Annotated in this window: 16 protein-coding genes; 6 read left to right on the forward strand and 10 right to left on the reverse strand. The window is 72.6% G+C overall.

What is annotated here, in order from left to right; genetic code table 11:
• Together ACH4F2_RS25545 and ACH4F2_RS25550 are read right to left on the reverse strand one after the other, a co-directional pair.
• Positions 1 to 951 (reverse strand): glycosyltransferase family 2 protein, encoded by a 951-nt coding sequence (locus tag ACH4F2_RS25545; RefSeq protein ID WP_398135069.1) that lies wholly within the window; start codon positions 949 to 951, stop codon positions 1 to 3.
• Positions 952 to 973: 22 nt separating this feature from the next.
• Positions 974 to 3,994: a YfhO family protein gene (locus ACH4F2_RS25550; RefSeq protein ID WP_398135070.1), complete on the reverse strand. Its 3,021-nt coding sequence runs from the start codon at positions 3,992 to 3,994 to the stop codon at positions 974 to 976.
• Between the two features lie 406 nt (positions 3,995 to 4,400).
• On the opposite strand from ACH4F2_RS25550, the gene ACH4F2_RS25555 reads away from it, so the two are divergent.
• On the forward strand, positions 4,401 to 4,547 hold the full coding sequence (locus tag ACH4F2_RS25555) for a hypothetical protein (protein ID WP_398135071.1): 147 nt from the start codon (positions 4,401 to 4,403) through the stop codon (positions 4,545 to 4,547).
• An 87-nt stretch (positions 4,548 to 4,634) separates the two neighbouring features.
• Here ACH4F2_RS25555 and ACH4F2_RS25560 read toward each other — a convergent pair whose 3' ends face one another.
• Positions 4,635 to 7,109 carry an alpha-L-arabinofuranosidase C-terminal domain-containing protein gene (locus ACH4F2_RS25560; protein ID WP_398135072.1) on the reverse strand — a complete coding sequence of 825 codons (2,475 nt, stop codon included), beginning with the start codon at positions 7,107 to 7,109 and terminating at the stop codon, positions 4,635 to 4,637.
• Between the two features lie 139 nt (positions 7,110 to 7,248).
• On the opposite strand from ACH4F2_RS25560, the gene ACH4F2_RS25565 reads away from it, so the two are divergent.
• Positions 7,249 to 7,731, forward strand: coding sequence for a DUF6314 family protein (locus ACH4F2_RS25565; RefSeq protein ID WP_398135073.1), 483 nt, complete (start codon positions 7,249 to 7,251; stop codon positions 7,729 to 7,731).
• A 182-nt stretch (positions 7,732 to 7,913) separates the two neighbouring features.
• Here the strand turns inward: ACH4F2_RS25565 and ACH4F2_RS25570 are convergent, their stop codons facing one another.
• Positions 7,914 to 8,354, reverse strand: a complete 441-nt coding sequence (locus ACH4F2_RS25570) for a GNAT family N-acetyltransferase (RefSeq protein WP_398135074.1) — start codon at positions 8,352 to 8,354, stop codon at positions 7,914 to 7,916.
• 40 nt (positions 8,355 to 8,394) lie between these two features.
• The gene (locus tag ACH4F2_RS25575) at positions 8,395 to 9,852 is read right to left on the reverse strand and encodes a PLP-dependent aminotransferase family protein (RefSeq protein ID WP_398135075.1); all 1,458 of its coding nucleotides are present in this window, start codon (positions 9,850 to 9,852) and stop codon (positions 8,395 to 8,397) included.
• Between ACH4F2_RS25575 and ACH4F2_RS25580 the strand changes: the two genes are divergently transcribed.
• Positions 9,851 to 10,777, forward strand: a complete 927-nt coding sequence (locus tag ACH4F2_RS25580) for a DMT family transporter (protein WP_398135076.1) — start codon at positions 9,851 to 9,853, stop codon at positions 10,775 to 10,777. The genes ACH4F2_RS25575 and ACH4F2_RS25580 overlap by 2 nt on opposite strands.
• A 49-nt stretch (positions 10,778 to 10,826) precedes the next feature.
• Positions 10,827 to 11,021: a DUF1918 domain-containing protein gene (locus ACH4F2_RS25585; protein ID WP_398135077.1), complete on the forward strand. Its 195-nt coding sequence runs from the start codon at positions 10,827 to 10,829 to the stop codon at positions 11,019 to 11,021.
• Between the two features lie 12 nt (positions 11,022 to 11,033).
• On the opposite strand, the gene ACH4F2_RS25590 is transcribed toward ACH4F2_RS25585, so the two are convergent.
• Positions 11,034 to 12,311, reverse strand: a complete 1,278-nt coding sequence (locus ACH4F2_RS25590) for a glycoside hydrolase family 10 protein (protein ID WP_398135078.1) — start codon at positions 12,309 to 12,311, stop codon at positions 11,034 to 11,036.
• 176 nt (positions 12,312 to 12,487) lie between these two features.
• On the opposite strand from ACH4F2_RS25590, the gene ACH4F2_RS25595 reads away from it, so the two are divergent.
• Entirely contained in the window at positions 12,488 to 13,360 is an 873-nt protein-coding gene (locus ACH4F2_RS25595) for a 3-hydroxybutyryl-CoA dehydrogenase (RefSeq protein WP_398135079.1), read from the forward strand.
• 182 nt (positions 13,361 to 13,542) lie between these two features.
• Entirely contained in the window at positions 13,543 to 13,800 is a 258-nt protein-coding gene (locus ACH4F2_RS25600) for a hypothetical protein (RefSeq protein WP_398135080.1), read from the forward strand.
• Here ACH4F2_RS25600 and ACH4F2_RS25605 read toward each other — a convergent pair.
• The 4 genes from ACH4F2_RS25605 to pheS all read right to left on the reverse strand — a co-directional run bounded on the left by ACH4F2_RS25605 (position 13,797) and on the right by pheS (position 19,896).
• Positions 13,797 to 14,357 (reverse strand): NUDIX hydrolase, encoded by a 561-nt coding sequence (locus tag ACH4F2_RS25605; protein WP_398135081.1) that lies wholly within the window; start codon positions 14,355 to 14,357, stop codon positions 13,797 to 13,799. The genes ACH4F2_RS25600 and ACH4F2_RS25605 overlap by 4 nt on opposite strands.
• Positions 14,358 to 14,475: 118 nt before the next feature.
• Positions 14,476 to 15,816: a transcriptional regulator gene (locus ACH4F2_RS25610; protein ID WP_398135082.1), complete on the reverse strand. Its 1,341-nt coding sequence runs from the start codon at positions 15,814 to 15,816 to the stop codon at positions 14,476 to 14,478.
• A gap of 445 nt (positions 15,817 to 16,261) precedes the next feature.
• Positions 16,262 to 18,775, reverse strand: a complete 2,514-nt coding sequence (gene pheT, locus ACH4F2_RS25615) for a phenylalanine--tRNA ligase subunit beta (RefSeq protein ID WP_398135083.1) — start codon at positions 18,773 to 18,775, stop codon at positions 16,262 to 16,264.
• Positions 18,775 to 19,896, reverse strand: coding sequence for a phenylalanine--tRNA ligase subunit alpha (pheS, locus tag ACH4F2_RS25620; RefSeq protein ID WP_398135084.1), 1,122 nt, complete (start codon positions 19,894 to 19,896; stop codon positions 18,775 to 18,777). Before pheS ends, pheT begins: the two co-directional genes overlap by 1 nt.
• Positions 19,897 to 20,028 lie beyond the last annotated feature (132 nt).

The raw sequence follows: 20,028 nt of genomic DNA on the forward strand, positions 1-20,028 counted from the left end.
TCAGGGAATGAGATCTTTCTTCCGCTCGACGTTGCTCTCCTTCACCAGGAAGTGCGGGCGCCCCTTCACCTCGTAGTAGATCCGGCCCGTGTACTCCCCGATGACGCCGATCATGACCATCTGCACGCCCGCGAGCGCGGTGACGGCCGTGATGATGGTGACATAACCGGGGGTCTGCACGCCGTTGACGAGGGCGGCGCCCACGATCCACGCCGTGTACACCCCGGCGCACAGCAGCAGCCACATACCCAGGTGGAGGGCGGCGCGCAGCGGCCTGTTGTTGAACGAGAGCAGTCCGTCGAGGCCGTAGTTGAGCAGGGACTTCAGGGTCCAGGAACTGCTGCCGTGCTCGCGCACCGCGTTCTCGTACTCGAAGGTGGTGGTGGGGAAGCCCACCCACGCGAACAGGCCCTTGGAGAAGCGGTTGTACTCGGTCAGCGCCAGTACCGCGTCGACCACGCGCCGCGACAGCAGCCGGAAGTCGCCCACGCCGTCCTTGAGTTCCACGTCGACGAGCCGGTTGACGAGCCGGTAGTACAGGCGGGCGGTGAGGGTGCGGGTGAACCGGTCGCCGCTCCTGCTGCGCCGCGCCAGCACCTGGTCGTGGCCCTGGCCGCTCAGCTCGACCATGCGCCGGATCAGCTCCGGCGGGTGCTGGAGATCGGCGTCCATGACGACCACGGAGTCCCCCGTGGCGTGGCGCAGGCCGGCCAGCAGAGCTGCCTCCTTGCCGAAGTTGCGGCTGAAGGAAACGTACCGCACGCGCGCGTCGGCGGCGGCCAGTTGCTGGAGCAGCGTCAGCGTGCGGTCGCGGCTGCCGTCGTCGACGTACACGAACTCCATGTCGTGGCCGAGCGGCAGGAGTTCTTCGGCGACCTTCTGGACCGCCTCGTGGAAGCGTTCGATGACGTCTTCCTCGTTGTAGCAGGGCGCGACGATCGATATGAGCATGGGATCTCCCCCGGGGACGCGGTCAGAGAGCGCTGGTCGTGCGCTCGCGCGGGCGTGTGGGCGTGCGGTGCGGGGCCGGGCGTGCGGCGGTCCGCCGTCGGCGGCGGACGGCGCCGAGGGTGCCCAGCAGGACCAGGACCAGGAGCGAGGCACCGCCGACGGCGGTGCCCAGGCGCAGGCCCGGTGGACGGAAGGAGCAGGTGAGGCTGGTCGACGACCCGTCCAGGGGCACGGCGATCAGGCCGTAGTACTGCTCGGCGGGGACGGCGGAGGCGTTGCCCGCGGCACACCGCCATCCGGCGATCCTGGGCGCGGCGACGACGGCGGTGCCGGTGCTGCCGGCCGGGAGCCGGGCGTGCAGCGTGCCGTCGGAGACGGTGACCTCGCTCGCGGCGGTGGCCTTGAGGTCCTCGACGGCGGTGTGCAGACGGGCGGTGTCCAGGCAGCCGACCGCGCCGTCGGGGACGGTGCCGGCCCTGGTGGGGGCCAGCTCGATCCGCAGCTGCCCGTCGGACGGGACCCGGCCGAGCCGCTGCATGGCGGCGATCTTGGCCGCGTCGGACGTGAACCGCCCGGTCGGGCCGTAGGCGGTGCCCGCTCCCGTCCCGCCTGCCGGGGCGGCGAGCCGGGCGGTGCCGGAGAAGTGCGGCGCCCACAGGTAGACCTCGCTGCCGGCCGGGCACCGGGCGGTGATCGACGGCTTCGGCGCGGGGCCCGTCCCGGCGGTACGGCGGGCGGCGTCGATGCGCAGCCCGGGGCGGGCCGGGTCGGCGCTGCGCTCCGGCTGCTGCCCGGCGGGGGTGCGCACGGTGAGGCGCGGCACGGTGTAGACGCGGGCGCCGAGCACCGTCTCCTGGTTGCGGTACGGCGACGGCCCGAGGGCGGCGACACCCGCGCGCCCGGGCCCGGCTGAGCCGGACGGCCGGACGGTCACCAGCGCGGGCACGTCCTGGCGGGACACGGTCAGCGGGCTGCGGTCGCGCGGGTTCCAGGACTGGTGCTGGTCCGGCGGGGAGTGCACGCGGGCGCCCACGGAGAAGATCACGTCCGTGACGGCGTTGTCCAGGCTCTGCACGTTCCGGCCGCGGGAGGTATAGCCGCCGCCCAGGGCGGTGAGCATGCGGCTGAGGACGTCGGCGGTGAGGCTGCTGTAGTACTGGGCCCCCTGGCCGCCCACCATCATCGGGTCGTTGCCCACGGTCTGTTCCCGGCCCGGATCGGTGCGGTGGCGGGGCCAGTCCTCGGTCCGCGCGATCGCGTCCGCCTGCCGCTCCTGCCGCCCTCCCCAGGGCGCGTAGTCGTCCAGGTGGTCCAGCCGCAGCCGGGTCGCCACGGCGGAGGTGGCGGTGGCCTCCCCCAGCTGGGCCCCGATGAGCAGCACCACGGCGAGACCGACGAGGACGGGCCGCGGCGTCCGGCCGTCCGGCCGCACACCACCGGCGCCCGGCCACCGCGTGCCGGTGGGCGGACGCGTGCCGATGGCGGTCGGCTGCGCGTCCCCGGCGGCCGGCTGTCCGCCGTCGGCGGTCGGCTGCGCGTCCCCGGTGGCCGGCTGTCCGCCGTCGGCGGTCGGCGGTTCGCCGGCACCCGCCGCGCCGTTGCCGACCGCACGGGCGCCGCGAGGTCCGGCGCCCTCCCCGCGCGCGCCCTCGCCCTCGCCCTCGCCCGCGTCCGCCGTCCGCTCCGCGCGGCCGAGCAGCAGCAGTCCGCCGAGGGCGCCCGCCGCGGCCAGGAGCAGCACCGGCCAGAGGAAGGAACGCACCAGGCCGCTGCCGCTCGCGACGGCGGCGATCAGGGCGAGCAGCACACCCGCCGCGCCCAGCGCGCGCGGCCTCGGCACGCCGTACGAAAGAGCGTGCCAGGCCGCGATCACCAGCAGGGCGCAGAGCACGAAGCCCTGGCGGTAGGGGCTGCCGTTCGGGGTGGCGAAGGCGTGCCAGGCCAGGTGGGTCGGCGTCCACTGCAGGGACAGCGTCACGGCGGCCAGCAGCAGGGGCCATCCGGCGCGCACCCGCATCGGGGCCGCCCGGTGGAAGGGCAGCGCGAGGGCGAGGAGTAACGCCGTGGTGCCCACGAAGAGAGCCGGGCTGCCGAAGCCGTACGTCGTGGGCAGCATGCGGGCGAGGACGTCCTCGGTGGGCACCGGCGAGAACTGCGTGACCCGGCCCGGGTAGGCGTGCTTGGTGCCGAGGTAGATCACCGCCACCAGCGGCGCGGACAGGCCCACGCCGAGGGCGACGGTGGCCGCGGCCCGGCCCGCGGCGGCCAGTGCGCGTCCGCGCGGCAGCCCGCTGAGCCACAGCCGCAGCAGCAGCAACAGACCGGCGCCGAGGGTGGCCATGTAGGCGGTGTAGAAGTTGGCGATCCAGGCGAGCGCCACGATCACCACGCCGAGCAGCGGGCGCCTCCCGGTCAGCGCCCACTCGCCGACCAGGCAGAGCAGGGGCAGCGCGACCAGGCCGTCCAGCCACATCGGGTTGTACGAGGCGTCCGCCAGGGACCACCCGCACAGGGCGTAGGCGGCGCCCAGCAGTCCCGCCGCCCACCAGCGGCCCGGGCGCAGGCGGAGCAGCAGCCAGGCCATGGCGGCGCCGGCGGACATGGTCTTCAGTACGGTGACGGCGTAGACGGCGAGGTCGATCTCGTCCCGCGGGAAGAACGCGACCAGCAGGGCGAAGGGGCTGCTGAGGTACGTGCCGAGGTCGGGCAGGAAGCTGGATCCGTACCCTGACTGCCAGTTGACCAGCAGACCGCCGTCGGCGCGTCCGTGCAGCAGGTCCCACAGGTGGGCGTGGAAGGGCACGTACTGGTTGCCCAGGTCGTTGACGCCGCGGGTGCGGGGCCCGAAGGGGTAGCTGCCGGCGACGGCGTCGGCGGCGCAGAAGGCGGTGGCGGTGAGCAGCGCGGCCAGCAGGGCGGCGGACTGTGCCGGCCGCCGCCACCAGGGTATGGAGGGCGGGCCGCCGTCCGGGGCGCCGCCGCTTCCGTCCGATCTTCGCCGCACGGCTCCCAGAACGGCCCTCGCCAGGCTTGAACGGTCCATTTTCGACAGGCTCCCAGGGAAATTCGGGACGGGACGGCGTCTCGTGGGGGGGGGAGGGGAGGTCACTCCCCACGCGTTGCTGATTCGCCGACCTGGGCGCCGGACTTCCCGATGGTTGTGTTGTCGCCCGGAAGGGGTGCTGCGAATTCGAATGCGCAGCAGTATTCTCCGGCACCCTGTTTCCGCCAGGGAAACTCGAACCGACCCGTAAATGATCCAGGGGTTAATTGAATTGCCGTCAGGTTTCGAAGTGGTGGCCCGTGGCTCGGGGCGGCTCGCGGGGCGTCGCCGTGAACTTTCCGTCCCCGGCGCCCGACTTGGGGCGCTCGCCGCAGGTCACGGTCTTTCCACGGCCGGCGGACGGCCTCTTCCCCGCATCGGGGCGACTGCTCTGACGGTCGTTCAGGTGACTGAGTCCCCCTGCCTCACGCAGGGCATCCTGTGCCACCGCGAGTGGGCCGGCCTGATCGAACAGGTCGGCCGCGGCACCGCCGACCAGCGGCTCCGCATGCGGCGCTTCGCGCGACTGCGGGCCGGGGGGGGTGAGCGCTGAGAGCTGAAGGCTGAAGGCTGAAGGCTGAAGGCTGAAGGCCGGAGCGTGGGCTGCTGCCGCTCGGACAGCAGCCCACGGACCGGTGGCCTACCTCTGCCTGATCCTGAGGAAGGTGACGGAGTTCGCCGGGAAGGTGTACGTGAACTTCCCCGCCACTCCCGAGAAGGTCGACGTGACCGGGGTGACCGGCGTGTCCGTCTCGGTGTTGACCGCGTCCGGGTCGGCGGCCAGCGTGGTGACGCGGGCCTTGGAGGCGACCTTGGCGCCGCCGAGGTCGACGGCCGTACGGGCCGCCGTGTCCTGGGCGTTGACGACCTTGACGATCAGCTCGCCGGTGCGCGCGTCCTCGGTGACGATCTGGCGGAACGGCTCGGCCGGCTTGTCGTCGGTGAAGCTGCCCCACTCCTCGCCGTCGAGGTAGAGGGTCACCTGGCGGCCCCGCACCTTGATGTCGATGTCGTAGGCGCGGTCCGTCTCGATCGAGCCGGCCTTCGACAGGAGCGTCGACTTGCCGCCGTCCGAGGCCTGTTCGACGGCGGACTGGGTGTTGTTCCAGCCGCCCAGGTTCCACCAGTAGTAGTTGCCGGTGTCCTTGACGCCGAAGGCGACGAGGAAGCCCTCCTTGCCGGACTTCTTCGTGGCCTTCACATGCAGGTCGTAGTCCTTCCAGGCCGGGTCTCCCGCCGTGACCAGGGTGTTCTCGGCGGCGGCGTCGGTCTGGACGTACTGGCCGTCCTGGACGGTCCAGTTGCCGGCGCCCGAGTGGGTCCACTGGGACGCGTCACCGGAGAAGTCGTCGGCCAGGAGGGTCTTCCCGTCGGCCGACGTCACCTTCACGTCGTCGTACGCCGCGCCGGTCGCCCAGGTCGACAGGCCGACGGCGCCGGTGATGGGGCCGCTGACGGCGGGCGTACCGGTCGCCGTGGAGGGGACGACGCGGTCACCGGTGTTGTTCATGAAGAGCTTCTGAACCTCGTAGTTGGCCGAGTTCCAGGACGCGCGGTTGTTGAACCAGATCATGTCCGGGCTCCACTGCACGTAGTCCTCGTTGGCGAGCAGCGGGGCGTACGAGGCGAGCTTGACGATGTCCGCGTTGCGTTCCAGGCCGGTCATGAACGCGGCCTCGGACAGCGCGTTCTTCCAGGCGTTGCCCTGGGAGGCGTACTCGCCGAGGAAGACCTTCGGGCCGTTCCGGTCGTACGAGTCGTAGCGGTCGTTGTTCTGCAGGAACCACTGCGGGCTGTTGTAGTAGTGCTCGTCGACCATCGCGACGCCGGCCTCGCGGTTCAGCTGCCAGGCGGTGTCGAAGGTGGCGCCGGAGTCGTCCGGACCGGAGTTGGAGACCACGGTGATGTCCGGATACTCCGCCTCGATCGCGGCGCGGAACTCCTTGAAGCGGTCCATGAACTCCCGGGGGAGGTTCTCCTCGTTGCCGACGCCGATGTGGGTGAGGCCGAAGGGCTTGGGGTGGCCCATCTCGGCTCGCTTGGCGCCCCACTCGCTGGTGCGGGGGCCGTTGGCGAACTCGATGAGATCCAGGGTGTCCTGGATGTGCCGCTTCAGCAGGGCGTCGTCGGTGGTGGCCTTGTTCTGGCCGCAGCCGGTGACCAGGGCGGGGACGACGGGCAGGGGCATGGCGCCGATGTCCTCCGCGAAGCGGAAGTACTCGTAGTAGCCGAGGCCGTAGCTCTGGTTGTATCCCCAGAAGTTCGCGTTGGTGGCGCGCTCCTCGACCGGACCGATGGTGTCCTTCCACTGGTAGCTGCGTTCACGCTGCCAGCCGCTCGCCTCGCTGTAGTCCTCCATGGAGCCGGTGTTGACCAGGCACCCGCCGGGGAAGCGCAGGAAGCCCGGGTCGAGGGCCTCGATCTTCTCGGCGAGGTCCTTGCGCAGGCCGTTGGACTGGTGCTTGTAGGTGTCGCGCGGGAACAGCGACACCATGTCGAGGGCGGCGGGAGCGGTGGTGGCGACGGCCAGCCGGCCGCGGTTGCTGGTGCGGGTCGCCGTGAAGGCGGCGGTGTACTTGCGCCACTCCCCCTTCGCGGCGATTTGGCGGACCTGCGCGAGCGTGCCCGCGGCGTCCCGGAGGGCGACGGTGAGGGTCGTGCCGCTCCCGGCCCGGGCCCACACCGAGAAGTCGTACCGCTTGCCCTTCTCCACCCGGATGCCGGTGTTGTAGCCGACGTTGGCGACGGAGGAACCGGCGCCCAGGGAGAGGTAGTTGCGGTTGCGCTCGTTGAGGCGGCCGTCGTCGTTCACCACCTCGGCGGTGCCTTCGGCCGCCCAGGAGGTGAGCGGGGTGTACGAGGCGTTGTCGGCAGTCGAGTACTCGAAGGACCGGTTCTGCACGAGTTCGGCGTACAGACCGCCGTCGGCCGCCCGGTTGATGTCCTCGTAGAAGACGCCGTACATCGTGTCGTCGATCGCGGCGCCCTCGGCGGCCGGGTCGACGGTGATCGCGTAGTCGGCGACGGCCTCCGCGTGCGCCGGCGACGGCAGCAGGGCCGAAGCCGTCAGCAGGGCGGTGACGCTGAGACCGAGTCTCCAGCGGGTGCGTGACATGGATACTCCGCGGCTCTCACTAGGTTGTTCGAGATATCGGACATTGGTCAGCACTTCGAACGGCAAGATAGGGAGGGGGTGGAGGCGCGTCAATGGGTCGCGCAGCAACCAGGGGGACGGAGGCGGAAAGCGGGTGGAAATGGGCGGGTTGTGGCCGGTGCCCGACGTGCTGGCGTTCCTCGCGGGCCGGTGGCGCACCGAGCGGTCGGTGCGGGACCTGGCGAGCGGCGCGGAGGGCCGCTTCGAGGGGACCACGGTGTTCGACGCGTCGGCCGACGGCGGGCTGCTGAGCCGGGAGTCCGGAGCCTTCACCTGGCAGGGCGTGACCCGCCCCGCCGAGCGGACCCTGCGCTACGAACCCGGGGCCGCGCCGGGCACCGCCGACGTGCGCTTCACGGACGGCCGCCCCTTCCACAGCCTGGATCTGGCCTCCGGACACCATGTGGCCGACCACCCGTGCGCCGCGGACCTCTACCGCGGCGAGTTCACCGTCCGGGGCGAGGACCACTGGCGGACGGTGTGGCGCGTGGGCGGCCCGGCCAAGGACCTGCTGCTCACGACGGACTACCGCCGCGAGACACCGCCCTCCCGGACCTCCGGCCGGGCCTCCCCCGGGCTCTAGACGGGCGCCCCCGGGCCTCTGGGCGGGCGCCCCCCGACCCGCTCAGGCAGGCGACCCCGAGCCGCTGGGGCGGGTGACACCGAGCCGCTGGGGCGGGTGACACCGATCCCCTCAGGCGGGCGACCCCGGCCCCGCCCAGGTCAAGGGGGGTTACCTCCGGGTCGCCCAGGGTGCTGCACGACTCACCGGCCGAAGGCGAGCACCATCCACTGGTCCGGCTGGTCCAGCGCCGTGAAGCCGAGCTTCTCGTAGACGCCGTGCGCGTCGTGCGTGGCGAGCAGGAGGCGCCGCAGCCCGTCCGGCCGCAGGTGCTCGCGCACCGCCGCGACCAGCGCCGTACCGAGCCCCTTGCCGCGCACCGCGGGGTCGACGTACACGTCGCACAGCCACGCGAAGGTGGCCCGGTCGGTGACCACCCGGGCGTACGCCACCTGCTCCCCGGACACCTCGTCGTAGATCCCGAAGTTGAGCGAGCTCTCCACCGCCCGGTCATGCTTGTCCCGGGGCCGTCCGAGCGCCCAGTACGCGTCGGTGGACAGCCAGTGGTGCACGCGTCCGGCGTCGATCCGGTCCGGGTCGGTGGAGAGTTCGTAGCCCTCGGGCAGGCTCGGTGCGTCGGTCATGCCGAGATGCTCGCAGGGCTCGGGGGAGCGCGTCGACCCGTTATCGCGGCCGGTCCGCCCCTTCGCCCGCCACTTCCGTGAAGGCCGTACGCAGGCGTCGTACCCCTTCCGCGATCTCCCCCGTACCCGCGACCGCGGCGAAGCTCAGCCGGAGGTGGGCGGCCGGGGGTTCGGCGCTGAAGTACGGGCGGCCGGGGGTGAGGGCGACGCCCGCGCGCAGGGCCGCCGAGGTGAGCCCCGACTCGTCCGTCCCCTCGGGCAGGCGCGGCCACAGGTGGTAGCCGCCGGAGGGGATGTGGGGCAGGGACACCTCGGGCAGGTGCAGGCGCAGCGCGGACGTCATCGCGTCCCGACGGGCCTTCAACTCCGCCGAGATGAAGCGCAGATGGCGTGGCCAGGCGGGGGAGCCGACGAGTTCCAGCGCCGCCTCCTGGAGGGGCCGGGGCACGAAGAAGGTGTCGACGACCTGAATGGCCCGCAGCCGCTCCAGCACCGGCCCGCGCGCGGCCAGGGCGCTCACCCGGAAGCTGGGCGAGGTCGCCTTGGTCAGCGAGCAGACGTGGACGACGACGCCGTCCGGGTCGTCGGCGGCGAGCGGGGCCGGCAGCGGGCCCGCGTCCTCGTGCACCAGCCGCCGCACGAAGTCGTCCTCGACGACGAAGGCGCCGGCCTCGCGGGCGATGCGCAGCACCTCGCCGCGCCGCTCGGGGGCGAGCACGGCACCGGTCGGGTTCTGGAACAGCGGCTGGCAGACGAAGACGCGGGCGCCGGTCGCCCGGAACGCGTCGGCGAGCAGGGCCGGCCGCACGCCGTCCGCGTCCACGGGGACGGGCACCGGGCGCAGGCCGGCCGCACGCGCGATGGCCAGCATGCCCGGGTACGTCGGGGACTCGACGAGGACGGGGGTGCCGGGCGGGGCGAGGGCGCGCAGGGCGGTGGTCAGCGCGGACTGGCCGCCCGCGGTGATCAGCACCTCCGCCGCCGTGATGGCGCCGCCGATGCTCCGCGCGAACCACTCCCGCAGCTCCGCCAGCCCCTCCATCGGAGGCCGGCCCCACGCACCGGGCCGCCGCCCGGCGCGGGACAGAGCCGCCGCCATCGCCCGCTCCGGCTGCAGCGTCGGGTGCAGATAGCCGCCGTTGAACTCCACGACGCCGGGCGGCGGGGCGGCCAGCGAGACCAGGACTCCGGAGGCGTCCACAGAGCGCGGTACGAGGTCGGTGGCGACGTCGGCGCTGAGCGCGACCTCCTGCCAGGAGGTGTCCCCGCAGGGCGCGGCCGGCTCACGCCGCTGGGCGCGGAAGGCCCCGGCGCCGGGCCGGGTGACCACCAGCCCCTCGGCGGCCAGCTGCGCCAGGGCGCGGGACACGGTCACCGGACTCACCCGGAACCGGTCGACGAGGGCCCGGCTGGACGGGAGCTTTCCGCCGGGTGAGTAGCGGTCGAGCTCCCGCCGCAACTGATTCGCCAGTTCAGCGACACTGCTACGCTCATGCATGAGAGCACAGAGTAGCGCTACCAGCGCGACGGCGATAGCAGTCGGCGGTCCGGGCACCTCCTTGGGCACCAGCTCGTCCGGCACCCTCCAGGCCGCCCTCGGTGTGGTCGCCTTCTCCCTCACCTTCCCCGCGACCGCCTGGGGTCTGGAGGGCTTCGGCCCCTGGTCCCTGATCGCCGTGCGCAGCATCCTCGCCGCGGTGATAGCGGGTGGCTGTCTGCTGGCGCTGCGGGTCCCGCTGCCCGAGCGGCGGCACTGGTTCGGGCTCGCGGTGGTGGGCGGTGGCGTCGTCCTCGGCTTCCCGCTGCTGACCACGCTCGCCCTGCAGACCTCGACCACCGCGCACGCCGCCGTCGTCGTCGGTCTGCTCCCGCTGACCACCGCGCTGCTGTCGGCGCTGCGCCTCGGCAGCCGCCCTTCGCGCACCTTCTGGATCGCGGCCCTGGCGGGTGCGGCGGCCGTGCTGGCCTTCACGGTGCAGCAGAGCGGCGGCGCCCTGACCACCGCCGACGCCTATCTCTTCGCGGCGCTGCTGGTGTGCGCGGCCGGCTACACCGAGGGCGGCCGGCTGGCCCGGGTGATGCCGGGCTGGCAGGTCATCGGCTGGGCGCTGGTGCTGTGCCTGCCGCTGACCGTGCCGATGGCCGCCGTGGCCCTGTCCTTCGAGCCGGTGCACCTGACGGCGCACAGCGTGACCGGGCTGCTGTGGGTGGCGGCGGGCTCGCAGTTCCTCGGCCTGGTCGTCTGGTACCGGGGCATGGCGGCCATCGGCATTCCGAAGGCCAGCCAGTTGCAGCTGGCCCAGCCGCTGCTCACACTGGTGTGGTCGGTACTTCTCCTGGGCGAGCACCTGACGGTGGCCGCTCCGCTGACGGCCGCGGCGGTACTGGTGTGCATCGCGGTCACCCAGCGGGCCCGGGGCTAGGGCCTGCCCGGCAGGTCCTGGGCGGCACACAGGTGAGGAGGCCTCACAGATGCACGCAACCAAGGGCGACCAGCTGGTCCAGCACGGCCGGGTGGTCGGTGAACACGACAAGGTGGCGGAGATCGTCGAAGTGATGGGCGAGAAGGGCGCTCCCCCGTACCGGGTCCGGTTCGAGGACGGGCACGAGGCGGTGTGCTCGCCCGGTCCCGATTCCGAGATCCGGCACAGGGAGATCCAGCTGTAGCCGACGCCCGTCCTAGCGGGAGGTGCCGGCCGGCTGCGCGTAGTGGTCGGCACTCACCCGCGCCATGGCGCCGATCCGGTCGGCGGCGACGTCCTTCGCGGCGAAGAAGACGTGCCCGCGCACCTCGGGGTGCTGCTCCGCCAGCGTGAGGTGCCGGGAGAGTTCGGCCGGGTCCTGCCAGGCGGTGGGCTGTGCCGGGTCACCGGCCTTGTACAGCGCCTCCCCCACGTACAGCTGCGTCCGGCTGCCCCTGGCCACCTCCGCCCACCAGGGGAGCAGCTTCGCGTAGTCGGCGGCGGCGAGACCGATGTTCCAGTAGAGCTGCGGCACGATGTAGTCGATCCAGCCCTCGCGCACCCACTTGCGGGTGTCCGCGTGCAGGTCGTCGTACGTCTGCACACCGGCCCGGGTGTCCGAGCCCGCCGCGTCGGTGGCGGCGTTGCGCCACACCCCGAACGGGCTGACCCCGAAGCGGGCGGCCGGCCGGACCTCTTTGACGCGGGCCGCCGTCTCGCGCACCAGCAGGTCGATGTTGTCCCGTCGCCAGGCGGCCCTGGTGGCGAAGCCGCTGCCGTGGGTGCGGTAGGTGGCGCCGTCGTCGAAGCTCTCGCCCGCCACCGGGTAGGGGTAGAAGTAGTCGTCGAAATGGACGCCGTCCACGGCGTACTTCTCCACCGCGTCCATCATCGCGTCCTGGACGAAGGCCCGGACCTCGGGAAGCCCCGGGTCGTAGTACAGCTTCCCGCCGTACGGCACCACCCACTCGGGGTGCCTGCGCGCGGGGTGCGAGGGCACGAGGTGGCCCGGGTCGTCGTGCGTGGCGACGCGGTACGGGTTGAACCAGGCGTGCAGCTTCAGGCCACGGGCGTGGGCCTCCTCCACGGCCGTGCCCAGCGGGTCCCATCCCGGGTCGCGGCCCTGGCTGCCGGACAGGTACTGGGACCACGGCTCGTACGCCGACGGCCACAGCGCGTCCGCCGTGGGCCGCACCTGGAAGATCACCGTGTTGAGACGGTGCCGGACCGCCGTGTCGAGGTGCTCGACGAGTTCCGCGCGCTGCTCCGCCGCGCGCAGCCCCGGGCGCGTGGGCCAGTCGCGGTTGGCCACCGTGGCCAGCCACATCCCCCGCATCCCGGTGACGGCACTGCGGGCGGGCGGCTTCCCGGCGGGGCCCGGAGCCGTCGGCGGGGTCCGCGTGCCGGACGGGACCGGCGCCGCCGACGCCCCGGGGGCCATGGTGAACGCCGACAACGCCGCCACCGTGAAGGCACGACGCGAGACACGGCCCATGGGAGGACCTCCTGAACGCTGCGGATCCGCGCGGTCACGGATCGTGGACTGGCTCTCAGCATGCCCGACCCGGAGGACGGATCCGTGGCCATTCGGAGGTAACGTGCACGATCGGAGCAGACGCCGGGGACCCCGGCGGACCTGCCTGGAGTCGTGGAGTCAGCGAAAGGGACGATGTGACCGGCATCTCGGGAGATATCGCACGCGTCGGCGTGGTGGGCTGCGGTCAGATGGGGGCGGGCATCGCCGAGGTGTGCGCCCGCTCCGGTCTGGACGTGATGGTCGCCGAGACCACCGGCGAGGCGCTGGAGATCGGCCGGACCCGGCTGTACAACTCGCTCAGCAAGGCCGCCGAACGCGGGAAGATCACCGAGGAGGAGCGGGACGCGACGCAGGCGCGGCTGAGCTTCACCACCGACCTCGGCGAGTTCGCCGACCGTGACCTGGTGATCGAGGCCGTCGTCGAGAACGAGCAGGTCAAGACGGAGATCTTCCAGGTACTCGACCAGGTCGTGACCCGGCCGGACGCCATCCTGGCCTCCAACACCTCGTCGATCCCGCTGGTGAAGCTGGCGGTCGCCACCTCGCGGCCCGACCACGTCATCGGCATCCACTTCTTCAACCCGGCCCCGGTGCAGCAGCTCGTCGAGCTGATCCCGGCGCTCACCACCTCCGAGGGCACGCTCAGCCGGGCGCAGCTCTTCACCGAGAAGGTGCTGGGCAAGCACTCCATCCGCGCCCAGGACCGCTCGGGCTTCGTGGTCAACGCGCTGCTGATCCCCTACCTGCTCTCGGCGATCCGGATGTTCGAGTCGGGCATCGCCAGCCGCGAGGACATCGACAACGGCATGGAGATGGGCTGCGCCCACCCCATGGGTCCGCTGAAGCTGTCGGACCTGATCGGCCTGGACACGGTCGCGTCGGTCGCGTTCTCCATGTACGAGGAGTACAAGGAGCCGCTGTACGCCGCTCCCCCGCTGCTCCAGCGGATGGTCGACGCGGGCCGGCTCGGCCGCAAGAGCGGATCGGGCTTCTACACCTACGGCTGATCACGCAGAGCGACGCGTCGCGGGCCCGGTACCTGGCAGGTGCCGGGCCCGCGGCATTCACACGGCGTGTGCGTCCCGGGCTCGCATATGCCGTTCGCACACTCTCCCCCTGTGTCCACCAGGCGAGTTGACTCACCATGCACATGCAAGGGATGTGAGACGACTACGGAAAGGAGCGGTTCGTGACCGCCGATCCCGAGCATTCCGTCGCACAGGGAGAACTCGCAGAGTTACGACGCCGGCTGGATGTGGCCTACGCCCGCGTCGAGGGCGGACTGGCCCTGCTCTCCCACCGCACCGAGGAGGCCGCCAAGGAGCTGGAGGATCTCAACGCACGGCTGACCGCCCTGGAGCACGCCCGCTGGCCGCTTCCCTCGGTCGCGGTCGTCACGTCCGTGGGCGCCCTGGGCGCCACGGTCTGGCAGGCCCTCGGACGCTAGGCGCCGCCCCGGCCGGGCGGGGTGTCCTGCCCGAGCCCGAGGTGGTGCAGCAGGAGTAAGGCGGCCGCCATGTTGGCGGCCGGGACCTCCCCGCGAGCGACCATGTCGGGAACGAGCTTGAGAGGGACCCATTCCCGGCGGTCCGACTCGAAGTCGTCCACGGGGTGTCCGACGTACGTGCCTTCGTCGGCCCAGTAGATGTGGTGCCGGGCGTCGGTGAGCCCGTTGGACGGTTCCACGCTCATGAGGTGGCGCAGTGGTCCCGGCCGCCAGCCGGTCTCCTCCTCCAGTTCCCTGGCCGCGGCCACCATGACGTCCTCGCCGTCCTCGACGACACCGGCCGCGAGTTCCCAGCCCCAGCTGTCGGTGATGAAACGGTGCCGCCACAGCAGGAGGACCTCGCCCGCCTGGTTGACGACCGTGGCCGCGGCGACGGGGCGCATCCGTATGAGGAAGTGGTCGAGGTGCCGGCCGTCCGGTAGCCCGACGTCGGCGAGATTGACGCTGAACCAGCGATTTGAGTACACGGTTTGTTCGTTCTGTTTCGTCCACTGCACTGTTCTGCCACCTTTCCTTGGGTAGGTGGCAATATCGCAGCAGCAGCGGCCCGGCAGCAGGCGCACGACGGCCGCTCGGGGGCGCAGCGGTGGGCGCGGTGTGCCCGGGGCCGGAGCGTCAGAGCGGTACGCGCAGGGCACCGTCGATGAGTTCGGCGGCCTCGGCCGTGCCCGCGCAGCCGCTGCGCACCAGGTGCTCGCGCACCGCGCGGAGTCTGTCGCGCAGGCGCCGGGACTCCATGCCCCGGGCCTGTTCGGCCATCTCCACCGCGGTGGCCGCCGCCTTGTCGGCGTTGCCCCGGCGCAGTTCGATCGTGCTGAGTATGGCGAGCCGGTGCACACGGCCCCGGTCGTGCGCGGGGTTGTCGACGGCCGCCGCGGCGTGCTCCCCCGCCGCCGCGAGTTCACCGAGGCTGAGCAGGGCCTCGGCGACCTGGACGTTGACCAGGCCGGGCTGGACATAGCCGGTCTCGTCGGGTTCGTGTCCGCGCCGGATGCGTTCGGCGGCCTGCTCGGCCCGCCGGATGCAGGACAGGGCACTCGTGCCGTCGCCGAGGTGGGCGTACGCCTTCGCCTGCATCGCGTACAGGTCGGAGGCGAGCGCCGGAGTGATGTGCCGGCCGGCGGCGCGCAGGGCGGCCTCGGCGAAGGCCACGGCCTGCCGGTTCTCCCGCATGAACAGCGCCTGGTTGACCAGCAGCGCGATGACGTAGGCACCGAGCCCCCGGTCCCCGCTGGCCTTCGCGAGCCGCAGGGCCTGGTGGAAGTAGCGCTGCGCGAGGCCGTGCGCGTCGGAGTCGTACGCGCAGATACCGGCGACGGCGACCAGGCCGCCGGTGGCCCGGTGGAGCTGGCGGCCGATGGCGTCCGTGTAGCTGCCGCGCAGCAGCGGGGCGGCCTCGGAGTTGAGGAAACCGACGATACGGGCACGGGTCGCCATGCCGCCGGCCTTGCGGTACATCTGCTCGTAGTGGGCGCGGGCGCAGCGCAGCATCTCCAGGTCGCCCGCGGTGACCCGGTGCCGGCCCCCGCGGGAGACGTCCACGTCCTCCGGCGGGTTCTCCCACTCCCACACCGGCATCACGGCGGGCGTGCCGGTGAGCGCGGGGGCGCCGAGGATGTGCGGGCGCTCCTGCTGGTCGGAGCGCCACAGGGCGGTCGCGCGCTCCACGAAGCCGGACAGCGAACCGGTGTGCGCGGCGGCCGGTTCGCCGGGCACGCCGAGGCCGATGTCGTCGAGGGTGACGGGGCGGTGCAGCCGGGACGCGAGGACCTCGCAGATCAGGTCGGGTACCTGGCCGCGCGGCCGCTGCCCCTTCAACCACCGCGCGACGGCGGTGTGTTCGTACTTCAGCGCGAGCCCGCGCGCCCGCCCGGCCTGGTTGACGTGCGCCGCCAGTCCGGCGTGCGAGATCCCGGCCTCGTCCAGGATCGCGTCGAGCAGGGTGTTGGGCTGCATGGGTGCCCCCCGGTGACTCGGTGCCGACAGCGTAGTGCTTCGGTCCTCACACGGGGTGTGAACGGAGTACGCGCATCCGTACGGTGTGCGCGCTGTCGCGGAGAGTTCCCGGGCCGGTTGACTGAAGGGCCTCGAAAGAGGCCGGCCGGGCCGCCGGCTCCCCCTCGTACAGTGCGGCGGCCCGTTCCACGCCGTCCGCCCGGCTGCCTGCCCGACACTCCGTGGCGGGGCGGACGGCTCCGCCGGTTGTGCGGGGCGACTGAACGCCGTTCTGGGTGCGGGCGCGTTCCCGGCCGCGGGTGCGTCATGGTTGCCGGCGCGGTTCCCCCGCGCCCCTTGTCGGCGTCAGGGTGACGTCCCTCCAGGGGCGCGGGGAACCGCGCGACCGGCCATCGGCTGCCCGCAGTCGCCGGCCGGCACCGACCCCACGCCCCTGGGCGAACCGCTAACTGCGCAGCACCGCTCCGACCCGCTCGCCCGCGAGGGCGACCGCCGCGTCCCGCGCAGCCGACGCTTCGTCGACCGTCAGCGTCCGGTCCCCCGCGCGAAAGCGCAGCGCGTACGCGAGGGACTTGCGCCCCTCGCCGAGCTGCTCGGCGTTGTCGTAGACGTCGAACAGCCGGATGGACTCCAGCAGTTCACCGGCGCCCTCGCGCAGCGCGGCCTCGACCTCCGTCGCCGGGACGAACGCGTCGACCACCAGGGCGACGTCCTGCGTGGCGACCGGGAACGTGGAGATGCCCGGTGCCTGCGGGGTGTCGTCGCCGGCCCCCGCCACCGCGTCGAGGTCCAGCTCCATCGCGCAGGTGCGTGCGGGCAGGCCCAGCGCCTTCAGGACGCGCGGGTGCAGCTCACCGGCGTGACCGACGACCCGGTCCTCGCCGTCCACGGTGAGGAACAGCTCGGCGCAGCGGCCCGGGTGCCAGGGACCGTACTGGCCCTTGCGGACGCCCAGTTCGGCGCCGGCCTCACGGGCGACGGTCCGGGCGGCTTCGACCGCGTCGGCCCAGTCGGCCGGGCGGCCCCTGCCCCACCAGCCGGCCTGCTCGCGGGCGCCGGCCAGGGCGACGGCGACGTGCCGCGGCTGGTCGGGCAGCGCGGCGTCCAGCGCGGCGAGGTCGTCCTCGCCGGGGCGCCGGTCGACGGGCAGCCCGGCGGCGATGCGCTGCTCGTCGCGCGGGTGGAAGACCAGGCCCGTCTCGAAGAGGGCCAGGTCGTGCGAGCCACGGCCGTCGTTGCGGCGCAGCGCGCCGAGCAGGCCCGGCAGCAGCGAGGTCCGCAGCGCGGGCTCCTCGTCGCTGAGCGGGTTGACCAGCTTGACGACACGACGGGCCGGGTCGTCGGCGTCCAGCCCGAGCTGGTCGAAGACCTGCTCGCTGACGAACGGGTAGTTCGGCGCCTCGACGTAGCCGGCGCCGGCCAGCGCCCGGCCGACGCGGCGGTGCAGCCGCTGCCGGGAGGTCAGGCCGCGGCCCGCCGGGGGCCGGGGCAGCGTGGAGGGCAGGTTCTCGTAGCCCTCCAGGCGGATGACCTCTTCGGCCAGGTCGTTGGGGTCGGTGAGGTCGGGCCGCCAGGACGGGGCGGTGACGATCAGCTCGTCCTGTCCGTACACATCGCAGCCGACCTCCTGAAGACGGCGTACGACGGTCTCGCGGCCGTAGGTCACGCCCGCGACCTTGTCCGGGTGGTCGGCGGGCATGCTGATGGTGTGCGGCGCCGACGGGGCGCTGATCTCGGTGACGCCGGCCTCGGCGGTGCCGCCCGCGAGCAGCACGAGCAGGTCGACGGTCCGCTGGGCGGCGGCGGCCGCGGCCTGCGGGTCGACGCCGCGCTCGAAGCGGCGCGAGGCCTCGGAGGACAGCTTGTGGCGGCGGGCGGTGCGCGCGATGGCCACCTGGTTGAAGTGGGCGGCCTCGATCACCACGTCGGTCGTCGGGTTCCCGGCGTCGTCGTGGTCGGCGATCTCGGTGTCGGCGCCGCCCATGACGCCGGCGAGCCCGATCGGGCCGCGGTCGTCGGTGATGACGAGGTCCTCGGCGTGCAGCTTCCGCTCGGTGCCGTCGAGGGTGACGATCTTCTCGCCCTCCTCGGCCCGGCGCACGCCGATGGTGCCCTGGACCAGGGAGCGGTCGTAGGCGTGCAGCGGCTGGCCGAGCTCCATCATCACGTAGTTGGTGACGTCGACGGCGAGCGAGATCGGGCGCATGCCGACCTTCTGGAGGCGCCGCTGGAGCCAGATCGGGGAGCGGGCCTCGGAGCTGAGGCCGGTCACCGTGCGGGCGGTGAAGCGGTCGCAGCCGGTCGGATCGGCGATCTTCACCGGGTAGCCGAAGGCGTTCGGCCCGGGTACGTCGAGCAGGGCCGGGTCGCGCAGCGGCAGGCCGTAGGCGATGGCGGCCTCGCGGGCGACGCCGCGGATGGACAGGCAGTCGCCGCGGTTGGCGGTGACGGCGATGTCCAGGACCTCGTCGACCAGCTCCAGCAGCTCGATGGCGTCCTTGCCGACCTCGGTCTCCGGCGGCAGCACGATGATGCCGTGGCTGCCGTCGTCGCCCATGCCCAGCTCGTCGCCGGAGCAGATCATGCCGTGGGACGTCTTGCCGTAGGTCTTGCGCGCGGAGATCGAGAAGCCGCCCGGCAGGGTGGCGCCGGGGAGGACCACGACGACCTTGTCGCCGACGGCGAAGTTCCGGGCGCCGCAGACGATCTCCTGCGGCTCACCTGTGCCGTTGGCCTGGCCGACGTCGACGGTGCAGAAGCGGATCGGCTTCTTGAAGCCCTCCAGCTCCTCGATGGTCAGCACCTGGCCGACGACGAGGGGGCCCTTGAGGTCGGCACCGAGGTGTTCGACGGTCTCGACCTCGAGCCCGGCCGAAATGAGCTTGGCCTGGACGTCGCGGCCGGTCTGCGTGGCCGGCAGGTCGACGTACTCCCGCAGCCAAGAAAGCGGGACCCGCATCAGATCTCCATCCCGAACGGCCGGGTGAAGCGCGCGTCACCCTCGACCATGTCTCGCATGTCCTCGACGTTGTGGCGGAACATCAGCATCCGCTCGATGCCGAACCCGAAGGCGAAGCCGCTGTACTTCTCCGGGTCGACGCCGCAGGCGGTGAGCACCCGCGGGTTGACCATGCCGCAGCCGCCGAGCTCGATCCAGCCTTCGCTGGAGCAGGTGCGGCAGGGCCGGTCGGGGTTGCCGACGGACTCGCCCTTGCAGACGTAGCAGAGCATGTCCATCTCGGCGGACGGCTCGGTGAAGGGGAAGAAGTTCGGCCTCAGCCGGGTCTTCATCTCCGCGCCGAACAGCGACTGGACCATGTGGTCCAGGGTGCCCTTGAGGTCCGCCATGGTCAGGCCCTCGTCGATGGCGAGCAGCTCGACCTGGTGGAAGACGGGGGTGTGCGTGGCGTCCAGCTCGTCGGTGCGGTACACGCGGCCGGGGCAGATCACGTAGACCGGCGGCTCGCGGTCGAGCGCGGAGCGGATCTGCACGGGCGAGGTGTGGGTGCGCAGCACGACGCCGGACCCGGTGCCGCCCTTCGGGCCCTGCACGAAGAACGTGTCGGCCTCGCCGCGGGCCGGGTGGTCCGGGCCGATGTTCAGGGCGTCGAAGTTGAACCACTCGGCCTCGGCCTCGGGGCCCTCGGCGACCTCGTAGCCCATGGCCACGAAGACGTCCTCGATGCGCTCGGAGAGCGTGGTGAGCGGGTGGCGGGCGCCGGCCGGTACGCGGTCGTAGGGCAGTGTGACGTCCACGGCCTCCTCGACCAGGACGCGGGCGTCCCGCTCGGCCTCCAGCTCCTCCTGGCGGGCGGCGAGCGCCTTGTTCACGGCGCCGCGGGCCATGCCGACGCGCTTGCCGGCCTCGGCCTTGGCCTGCGGCGGCAGGGCGCCGATCTCGCGGTTGGCCAGCGCCAGCGGCGAGGTGCCGCCGGTGTGGGCGACCTTGGCCTCCTGGAGCGCGTCGAGGGAGCCCGCGGCGGCGAAGGCGGCGAGCGCCTCGTCCCGCATGCGCTCGATCTCTTCCGGTTTCAACGCCTCGACCTCGACAGGGTCGTACGACTTATTCGGTGCCGACATCTCTTCCCGTGCTTCCGATTGGCTGGCTGATGGTCCCCGTCACCGGCTCGTGGACGAAGCGTCTCGCTCCGGGCGTCTCCGCTTGGGGCGTCTCCGTCTGCGGGACACAAAGGTGCCAAAGGCCGAGTCTAA

The organism is Streptomyces sp. NPDC017890 (assembly GCF_044328675.1).
Taxonomy (GTDB): domain Bacteria; phylum Actinomycetota; class Actinomycetes; order Streptomycetales; family Streptomycetaceae; genus Streptomyces.

Excerpts from the sequence above, each read along its gene's own strand:
- ACH4F2_RS25550 (WP_398135070.1), bottom strand. The coding sequence starts at position 3,994 with ATGGACCGTTCAAGCCTGGCGAGGGCCGTTCTGGGAGCCGTGCGGCGA.
- ACH4F2_RS25570 (WP_398135074.1), bottom strand. The coding sequence starts at position 8,354 with ATGACCGACGCACCGAGCCTGCCCGAGGGCTACGAACTCTCCACCGAC.
- ACH4F2_RS25565 (WP_398135073.1), top strand. The coding sequence starts at position 7,249 with ATGGGCGGGTTGTGGCCGGTGCCCGACGTGCTGGCGTTCCTCGCGGGC.
- ACH4F2_RS25545 (WP_398135069.1), bottom strand. The coding sequence starts at position 951 with ATGCTCATATCGATCGTCGCGCCCTGCTACAACGAGGAAGACGTCATC.
- ACH4F2_RS25560 (WP_398135072.1), bottom strand. The coding sequence starts at position 7,109 with ATGTCACGCACCCGCTGGAGACTCGGTCTCAGCGTCACCGCCCTGCTG.
- pheT (WP_398135083.1), bottom strand. The coding sequence starts at position 18,775 with ATGCGGGTCCCGCTTTCTTGGCTGCGGGAGTACGTCGACCTGCCGGCC.
- ACH4F2_RS25590 (WP_398135078.1), bottom strand. The coding sequence starts at position 12,311 with ATGGGCCGTGTCTCGCGTCGTGCCTTCACGGTGGCGGCGTTGTCGGCG.
- ACH4F2_RS25585 (WP_398135077.1), top strand. The coding sequence starts at position 10,827 with ATGCACGCAACCAAGGGCGACCAGCTGGTCCAGCACGGCCGGGTGGTC.
- pheS (WP_398135084.1), bottom strand. The coding sequence starts at position 19,896 with ATGTCGGCACCGAATAAGTCGTACGACCCTGTCGAGGTCGAGGCGTTG.
- ACH4F2_RS25580 (WP_398135076.1), top strand. The coding sequence starts at position 9,851 with ATGAGAGCACAGAGTAGCGCTACCAGCGCGACGGCGATAGCAGTCGGC.
- ACH4F2_RS25575 (WP_398135075.1), bottom strand. The coding sequence starts at position 9,852 with ATGCATGAGCGTAGCAGTGTCGCTGAACTGGCGAATCAGTTGCGGCGG.
- ACH4F2_RS25610 (WP_398135082.1), bottom strand. The coding sequence starts at position 15,816 with ATGCAGCCCAACACCCTGCTCGACGCGATCCTGGACGAGGCCGGGATC.